The sequence below is a fragment of the Mesorhizobium sp. M7A.F.Ca.CA.002.15.2.1 genome, assembly GCF_003998715.1.
In the GTDB taxonomy this organism is placed as follows: domain Bacteria; phylum Pseudomonadota; class Alphaproteobacteria; order Rhizobiales; family Rhizobiaceae; genus Mesorhizobium; species Mesorhizobium ciceri.
Genome location: NZ_RZPI01000175.1, coordinates 1 through 8,765, shown reverse-complemented (window position 1 = coordinate 8,765; position 8,765 = coordinate 1). Strand labels below are relative to the sequence as shown.

The window sequence follows — 8,765 nt, the reverse complement described above, 5'->3', positions numbered from 1 at the left end:
CATCGTGCCGCCGAACTGCCTGTCTGGCTGCACAGATACAATTGGCATCGTCCACATGGCAGCCTAAAGTCAAAAACGCCTATCAGTCGCCTCGCCCTGATCGAGGACAACCTGTTGAAGCTCCACACCTAGGTCACTATCGGGGGGCCTTAAACCTGAACAGCTCCATCGTCGCGGCTGCTGCGGAAGCAGGAGCTATCACTGGGACCCGTACTGGTGCTTGTCAGCCGCTGAGCCGCTACTTCGTCTTAGGAAGAGCATTGTCCTTGCCAAAAGCCGGCCAGTATTTCGAGATTGCCAGTGTGGCGCCGGCTGAAGAGAAATGACCATAGTCGAAATATAAAAACTCTCCTCTATCGAAATAGGCGCAGCGTCCTGCGCTGCACAGGAATTTCAGCGGATCGATGAATGTGGCGCCTTTGGTAAATGAGCGCACACGTTCGTTGACGTCGGGGTCCATCGCGATCGGCCAGGACGTATCGTCCAGATTTTGGCGCTTGGCGAAGAACGCAATTTTCCGGACGTCAGTTGGGAACTGCGGAGACTGGCCGATGACAAACACGCGCACGCCCAGGGCACGAAGCGTAGCGATTGTTTGCTGAAGACCGTCGAAACCTCTGACCTCATAGTCACTCCATCTACCGCTGAGGATAACCGTCTTGATGTCCGCTTCCAAGATGACGTCCAAGGCCTTGCGATTGAACCGGACACAATCAAGACGATCGTACGGGTAGTAATAGAGTATCGGCGCGCAGCTGGCGTACGTATATTCAACGATGTTCGCCTGCAATCGATTTATGTTAGCACCCAAGCCGGAAACATAGTGCGCGGCGAAGGAGTCGCCCCACAAAAAAACCGTTGTTGGAAAACCGCTGGTGCGCGTGCAATCCTCCATATTCCAGCTTTCGATCCGGCTGGTGCCCTCGTTGAAACAGATGCCATTCCTCCAGTCCCCGACGGAAATGCGCCGCTGGACATAGTCCGGAAACCGTTGCGGAAAGCCGTTGCCGAGCGCCCCCGCCGCTCCGCCGGCACAAAGGACAACGATCGCGAGCGCTGAAAAGGCGAAGATAGGCCCCGGGGAGGTGAAGGCCCTCTTCTGTCGAAACGGCTGCTCTACAAACTTCCAGGAGAATGCAGCCAATGCGAGGCTTGCCACCAACATCGCACCGGTCATCAACGGATCGAGTTTTTGGAACGAAAGATAGTGCGCGAACGCATTGAGAGGCCAGTGAACAAGATACAACGAATACGAGATGAGCCCAATCCAGACCAGCGGCCTGACTTCGAGCATGCGGGTGGCGACCGTCGAGGGGGTATTTTGGCCAACATAGATCAGAAGGGCCGTTCCGATGCATGGATACAAGGCGTTGTAGCCTGGGAACGGATCACTCGCCGAAATCGCGAAGAACCCGATGGCGAGAAGGCCAAATCCGGCCACCCCCACCGACTCCATCAGGAGTCGGTTGCCCAGCGGCGAGGGGCATTTGAGCATGAGCAGGGCGCCCAACATGAGTTCCCAGATTCGGGTCGGCAGCAGATAGAATCCGGCGGTGGGTGCCAGCGATGTCGCCATCACCGCCACTACGAAGCTGCAGAGAATTATCGGAAGAAGTGTCGTCAGCCAGCGCTTCCCGATGTAGCGATAGATTAGGAACATCAGGATTGGTGCGAAGATGTAGTACTGCTCCGCTACGGAAAGCGGCCAAGTGTGCAACAGTGGTAGAAGCGCGGCATCGATAGAGAAGTAACTTGACGTTTTCCAGAAGAAAACGTTCGACCAGAAGGTCGAGGTAGCTATGATGCTAAGACTGAATCCGCGCAGATCCGGTGGCAGAAGAATGAACAATGCCGCAATGCAGGTGAGAAGCATCACAAAGACGAGCGCCGGCAGAATGCGCCGGGCACGGCGCCAGTAGAAGTTGACGATGGAAAATTGGCCGCGTTCAAGGTCATCCAGGAGGCTTCCGCTGGTTAGGTAGCCGGAGATGACGAAGAAGATATCGACCCCGCTAAAGCCACCCGGGATCGCCGAAATTCCGAAATGAAAGAGTACGACCGGAAGTACAGCAACGGCCCTAAGGCCCTCGATATAGCGCCTATATTGCATCCAGCGGTTCCTTTTATTTTAGATCAGGACGCGATTGGAAGCTTTCAATCTCCGGTAGGAGTGCTGCCGAGATAAGGGCGGTATCAGCCACCTTTATCCGTCCCGAATGTTCTGTAAGTTGCAACTGGTACAGAAGCACGATCGCCATCGCCGGCCTTGACGGCCTGATTGTCGAGCAGATCGCGCGGATCGTTGACCATCACGGCCAGGTTATGTCCTGTCGAACAACCAAGCGGCTGTTTGAAGGATTCTTCATTGGGTAAGGCACCATATGAGGGACAGACCGGCGGACGGGCGTGATAGACAATCGCCTCAATTCGCACTGAGCCGGCGTCGTGTTGATCGCGCAATTGAATGTTGTCTTCTTCGATTGCCAACTGCCTGGCCTGATGGGCTACCCCTGCGCTGAGCTGGGGCGAACCGCTGATGAGGAGGTGGATGGCATCGAACCGGCCGCGACTGGCCTTGTCTAGGAAAACACGCAAACGCTGCCGTTCGGAAGCGCGCAGGCTTTGCAACGTCAGGACGGTGGTCTCCTCTCGGACAAGCATTGGTGCCGATGGTTCGACATCAACTGGCGTAGTGCTTGTGCAGCCACTTACGCTTGGTGCCAGAGCGACAAAGAGGATTATAAAACGCAACATCTTTGGATGACACTATTCGATGATGAAGCCGAGACCGCCCTGGGCGCTTGGCGCGCCCGCACGGATAGCAGCGCGGTCTCGCGGGGGACTTGTCACGGAATTCGTCGGAGCGCCCCCTCCGTTCAAAGCCGGTGCCGCCCGCTCGGTCGGTGCGCTCATCTGGTTTGGGTTGGAGCCTGGTCTTACAATGTAAGGCGTAACTAGAATGACCAGTTCTGACTCCTCTTTTTGAAACGAGGTCGAGCGAAAAAGCGGTCCCAGGATCGCCAGTTCTCCGAGCCAGGGAAAGGCCCTGACATCATTGTTGACGTTCCGCCTGATTAGACCGCCGATTGCGAAGCTCTGGCCGCTGGCGAGTTCGACGACCGTATCGGCTCGGCGCGTGGAAACTGCCGGCACGGAAATTCCGTTGATTTGCACGGCACCTTGCGTCGACAGTTCACTGACTTCGGGCGTTACGTGAATGTTGATTTGATTGTTGCTGAGAACTGTCGGCACAAATTCCAGACTGACGCCGAAGTGACGGAATTCAACCGATACCTGCCTGTTTTCCTGCAGGACAGGAATGGGAAATTCGCCGCCCGCGAGAAAGCTGGCCTTTTCACCCGACATAGCGGTGAGGTTCGGCTCAGCCAGGACGGAAGCTATATGCTCCTTGGCGAGCGCGTCGAGAACCGCGCTGACGTTGACGGCACCGTTGTCGAATCCGATTTCTGCTGTACCGCCACCCTGGGTTGAACCAGACCCAGCGCTTGCAGCGCTTCCGCTTAGAACGCCCACTTTGAAATTGCCGATTTGACCGAAGGCGGACAAGTTGACGCCGAGTGACTTCATGGCGCTGCGTGAGACTTCGGCTACGCGCACGCTGAGGTTAACTTGCAGGGATCCAGCGACCTTGATGTTGTTGACGACTTGCGCTCCGTCGCCCAGATATTGCTCAGTGACTCTTTTTGCGGTGTCGGCGACCTCTGCGTCGGGCGCCGTCCCGCTAAGGATTGCGCCGCGCGGCGTATAGTTGACGCGGATGGGATAGTCGCCGACCTGCTCCCGCAACATGGCGCGTAAATCCCCGATCGGTTGCGTGACAACGATACGCAATTCGGCGAGAGGCTCGCCATTGCCATCCAAGGCGAATAGGCTGGTCCGCCCCGATTTCTTGCCAAAGACGAAGATTGTTTTGCTCGATGGCGCCTGAAAATCCGCGATCGTGGGGTCAGCAACAAAGATGGTCGTGGCTGGCCCGGGCAGATGAACGGTCTCCCCGAGCGAAGAGGAAAGGGTCAGCGTGGCGTTGATGCTATTCGAAGCCGCATGCGGCGGGCCTTTGTCCTGCTTGTTTTGCGCCGCGACACCAAGTGGGAAAGTCACAATAAGCGCGCAGAGGAGATGGCCCAGGTAACGGGGCACTGCAGGTCTTGTAACCTTGTTGGCGATCGCCCGCCAATTGAGCGCAGCGCAAGGATGTTGAAGGATCAGCAAAATAGATCTTCTTTCGATTCGACAAACTATGCGGACGAGGCGTCAGTCAATTCTAGGATGTAACCAATGCCTCGGATGGTCTTGATCCGTGGCGTTGCACCTGATCTGGTCAGATGTCCCCGTAAACGATAAATTCCGACTTCAAGCGCGTTGGCAGACACGTCGTCGTTGAATGAATAGAGGTGATCTTCCAATTGCGCACGGGGCACGATGCGGCCTGCCCGGTTAAGCAGGTGCTCTAGAACACAGAGTTCGCGACGTGCGATCATCATTGGGTGCCCATCAACGAAAACCTGGCGGGCGACCGGATCAAAGTCGAGATTGCCAAATACGAGCCTCAGGTCGGTCATCTGTGTCGCCCGGCGCAGAATGGCTCTCATTCTGGCAATAAGCTCATCGGTAGAGATGGGTTTGAGCAGAAAGTCGTCCGCACCACCGTTGAAGATCGCAATTCGCTTATCGAGATCGTTAAGGCTGCTCATAATGACGGCAGGAACTGAATGCCCGTGGGTCCTCAACTGCCTCAGCCAACCCAAGCCATCGCCATCTGGCAGAGCCAATTCCAGCAGGAGAATTTCATAGCTGGCGCAAGAAAATGCACTCGAAGCCAGTTCCAGAGTACCAACGACATCAACGACGAAGCCGCCATCCCCGAGCGCAAGTCGCATGGCGCGCGCAAGATCCGCATGATGATCCACGAGCAGCGTTCGCATTTCATCTCCTCTCGAAGAGGGACGGCCCATCGAACGCGTCACCGGCGGCCATCTGATCGGAGCACACGGCGCGCAACTCGTCGCAGCTCTCGGAACTGGTCCGAGTCGGAGGGACATGCAAGTCGCTCGGTGGCAATAGGCGCGGGTGAGGACCAACTGACGGGCTCAAATACGCCGGTCGGCGAACCCACGAGGCCAGCAACCCGCGTGCGATTTCTCGTTGCATCATCTCTCCTACGTGCAGCCCCTGCGCTCGCAAGGCAGCGTCGCGGCTCAGAGCCCGATTCCCACAGAGGGTAGGGTTAGCTTTCGAGAAACTGATTGAACAAATCGATTATTTGGATCGAATGCATCCACGGTATGGATGCAGCGCACCATCTTCAACGACTGCGGCGTCCTGATGCACTGTTGTGTCTGTCGTGCTCTGCTTTTTTCGCTGTCCTTCAAGGCTGGCGAGCCTGGTGGAACCTGCGCGTCATTGGCTTGGTAGCTTGAATGCTCAACAACGGAGCGCCCTGCGCAAAGCCGCTCTCATTTCCAAAAAGCCTTGCAATCTGGTTGGAGCACTTCGCGCTCGACACCAAAATAGGCGAGGAAAACTGACGTCTGACAGGGATGTACATGCAACAGCCGATTTGCGGCACCAGCAAACGACCGCGTTCAGGCTGAAGATCGACGACCAACGGCTCCTCGATTTCCGCACTTTTACAAGCTCTTCCTGTGCGGGCGGATGCCGGCAAACAGCAGCACAGGGTCAGCGAAACCGGGAGCGGGCCTGCTTGATCGCCATGATCACATTGCCGCTGTCGCGCGTGCGGAGCGGAATGCAATCGGTCCAGCCGGCGGCAATCCGGTCAGCACCATCGTCTGCACGAAGCTCCCTGACGAAGACGTGCCCGAATGCGCTCAACAAAGCCGGGCGGCGGATCTTTCCAATCGCCGAAGGTGCGGGCTGGCACCGAGCGGCGAACTGCGAACTCATTCCTGCCCGGCGGCGCTGGCCGCCGCGAGCGTCGATGCGGACCCAGCCGCTCCGAATCCTCCCACAACACGATGAGCGCGTCGCGGACATCGCTGCCGTAACAGCGGCTGCGGCTCTTGCCCGCAGACGGCCTCTGCTCACGACGGTTCATAAGACGGATCGCGCGCTTGCGAATAATAGCCGGTTGCCGCCTCGAACTCATCCAGAATGCGCCGCTTGTCAACGCCGCAATAAAGCTCCACGATCGCCGCTTCACCGTGTCGCCATGCTGAGCCGCGCCATCCTTCCCCCGAACCGGAATGGCACGACCTGTCCATCCCCTTTGGAACAGGACACTATTGGTAACATTTTGCTTGAGGCAATGCGGCTCGTTGCCTTCCTTTTCGCTGACCGGAAGGGTACCGGAAGTCGTCTATCGCATCTTACCCGCTGAAAGCGGCAACACCTCGACCTCAATCGCAGATCATAGGAAATAGACGATCGCGTCGGGGCCTCAGCATCGGTTCACCGGGTTTCCGTCATCGACTGAAGCGAATTGCCCCATCGACCGTCACCGGGTGGGCCGCGATACGTCGCCGTATATGATTAGCGAGCGCACGTAGCGGAGCCATAGCTCTCCACCCAGCCATGTTCCCCTAGTTGGAAAATGTCCGGCGGACCAGAGGTGCTGTCGTCAGCTTTTCCTGAATAGCGGCCAAGGCAATCCCTACCAGTCCATCACCACCTTGCCGGAACTGCCGCTCTTCATCGCATCGAAACCGATCTGAAAATCGTCGATGCCGATGCGGTGGGTGATCAGGCCGGAGACATCCAGCGGACCCTGCACAAGCGCGATCATCTTGTACCAGGTTTCGAACATCTCGCGGCCGTAGATGCCTTTGAGATGCAGCATCTTGAAGATGACCTTGTTCCAGTCGATCTCGAATCCGGTCGGGGCGATGCCCAGAATGGCGATCTTGCCGCCGTTGTTCATGGTGTCGATCATGTCGCGGAAGGCGGGGGCTGCGCCCGACATTTCGAGGCCGACATCAAAACCCTCGGTCATGCCGAGTGCCGGCATGACATCGCGCAGCTTTTCCTTGGACGCGTCGACGACATGCTGGACGCCGAGCTTTTTCGCCAGCGCCAGCCGCACCGGATTGATGTCGGTGATGACCACTTTTCGCGCGCCGACGCATTGGGCGACGAGCGCGCCCATGATGCCGATCGGCCCGGCGCCGGTGACCAGCACGTCCTCGCCGACCAGATCGAAGGACAATGCGGTGTGGACGGCATTGCCCAAGGGATCGAAGATCGCGGCAATCTCATCGGGCACATCGTCGGGGATCGGCACGACATTGTGCTGCGGGATCGCCAGATACTCGCCGAAGGCGCCTGGACGGTTGACGCCGACGCCGAGCGTGTTGCGGCACAGATGCCCTCGCCCGGCGCGACAGTTGCGGCAATGGCCGCAGACGATGTGGCCTTCGCCCGATACACGCTGGCCGACCTTGTATTCGGTGACCGCTGCGCCGAAATCGGCAACGGTGCCGACGAATTCATGGCCCGTCACCATCGGCACCGGCACCGTCTTCTGCGCCCACTGGTCCCAATTGTAGATGTGCACGTCGGTGCCGCAGATCGCCGTCTTCTTGATCTTGATCAGCACGTCGTTGGGGCCGATTTCCGGCACCGGCACCTCTTCCATCCAGATGCCCGGTTCGGCCTTGGCCTTCACAAGCGCCTTCATCATGTTCGACATCAGGATTTCCCTATTCCGTGATTGCGCTTCTGGCGAGATAGCCTGCACAACGGGAAGGTAGGCCACTAACTCGTTTGAACGTCCGGAATGGTCAGCCCCGCCTGCTCAGCCTCGCGGCGCAAATTCTGACGGGGCCTGGGGCCGATCTGCTGGATCACCAATCCGGCTGCCAGTGAGCCAAGGTCGCCGCAAGTCTGCAGGTCGCGGCCTTGCGTGTAGCCATGCAGGAAGCCGGCGGCATAGAGATCGCCGGCGCCCGTCGTGTCGACCAGTTCCTTGATGGCGGTCGCCTTGATCACCACGGTCTCGTCGCCGCGCACGATCACGGAGCCTTTTTCCGAGCGGGTCACGGCGGCGATCCGGCAATCCTTGCGGATCTGGGCCAGCGCCTCGTCGAACGAGGATGTCTGGTAGAGCGACTTGATCTCGTGGCTGTTGGCAAAGACGATGTCGACCGTGCCCGAGCGCACCAGGTCGAGGAATTCGTCGCGGTAGCGGTCGACGCAGAACGAATCCGACAGCGTCATCGACACTTCGCGGCCTGCTGCGTGCGCCAGCTTCGCCGTCTGGCGGATCGCTTCCTTGGCGCGCGGCGGGTCCCACAGATAGCCTTCGAAATAGGTGACCTTGGCGCCGGACGCCTTGTCGGCTTCGACATCCTCCGGCCCAAGCTCGACGCAGGCGCCGAGATAGGTGTTCATCGAGCGCTCGCCGTCGGGCGTGACGAAGATCATCGAGCGCGCCGTCGGCGGCTCACCCTTGAGCGGCGTGGTGCCGAAGGCGACGCCCTGCGCATGGATGTCGTGGGCGTAGATTTCGCCCAGCGCATCGTTGGAGACCTTGCCGAAGAAGGCCGCGCGGCCGCCAAAGCTGGCGACGCCGGCCGCCGTGTTGCCGGCGCTGCCGCCGGACGCTTCGATCGCCGGGCCCATGCGGCTGTAGAGCAGTTCGGCGCGTTGTGTGTCGATGAGGTTCATCGCGCCCTTGATGATGCCGTTGGTCTCGAGGAATTCCTCGTCGCACTGGGCGATGATGTCGACAATGGCATTGCCGATGCAAAGCACGTCATAATCCGGCATCAAAATCTCCGCCAAAA

6 protein-coding genes and 1 pseudogene are annotated in these 8,765 nt (G+C 58.6%); 1 reads left to right on the top strand and 6 read right to left on the bottom strand.

The features are described 5' to 3' along the window. A pseudogene (locus ENZ74_RS12580) lies at window positions 1–132 on the top strand (IS481 family transposase); the annotation flags it as partial. A gap of 106 nt (window positions 133–238) precedes the next feature. Here the strand turns inward: ENZ74_RS12580 and ENZ74_RS12575 are convergent. From ENZ74_RS12575 to ENZ74_RS12545, 6 genes are all read right to left on the bottom strand, one after another. Beyond that, complete coding sequence (locus tag ENZ74_RS12575) at window positions 239–2,110, bottom strand: acyltransferase family protein (protein ID WP_063169260.1); 1,872 nt, start codon at window positions 2,108–2,110, stop codon at window positions 239–241. Window positions 2,111–2,193: 83 nt separating this feature from the next. Next, complete coding sequence (locus ENZ74_RS12570) at window positions 2,194–2,754, bottom strand: CpaD family pilus assembly lipoprotein (protein WP_063169261.1); 561 nt, start codon at window positions 2,752–2,754, stop codon at window positions 2,194–2,196. Window positions 2,755–2,766: 12 nt separating this feature from the next. Beyond that, window positions 2,767–4,188, bottom strand: coding sequence for a type II and III secretion system protein family protein (locus ENZ74_RS12565; RefSeq protein WP_063170365.1), 1,422 nt, complete (start codon window positions 4,186–4,188; stop codon window positions 2,767–2,769). A 71-nt stretch (window positions 4,189–4,259) separates the two neighbouring features. Beyond that, complete coding sequence (locus tag ENZ74_RS12560) at window positions 4,260–4,946, bottom strand: response regulator transcription factor (protein WP_063169262.1); 687 nt, start codon at window positions 4,944–4,946, stop codon at window positions 4,260–4,262. Between the two features lie 1,688 nt (window positions 4,947–6,634). After that, on the bottom strand, window positions 6,635–7,669 hold the full coding sequence (gene tdh, locus ENZ74_RS12550; protein ID WP_127312796.1) for an L-threonine 3-dehydrogenase: 1,035 nt from the start codon (window positions 7,667–7,669) through the stop codon (window positions 6,635–6,637). Window positions 7,670–7,734: 65 nt separating this feature from the next. Then, on the bottom strand, window positions 7,735–8,748 hold the full coding sequence (locus tag ENZ74_RS12545; protein ID WP_063170366.1) for an adenosine kinase: 1,014 nt from the start codon (window positions 8,746–8,748) through the stop codon (window positions 7,735–7,737). Window positions 8,749–8,765: the final 17 nt, after the last annotated feature.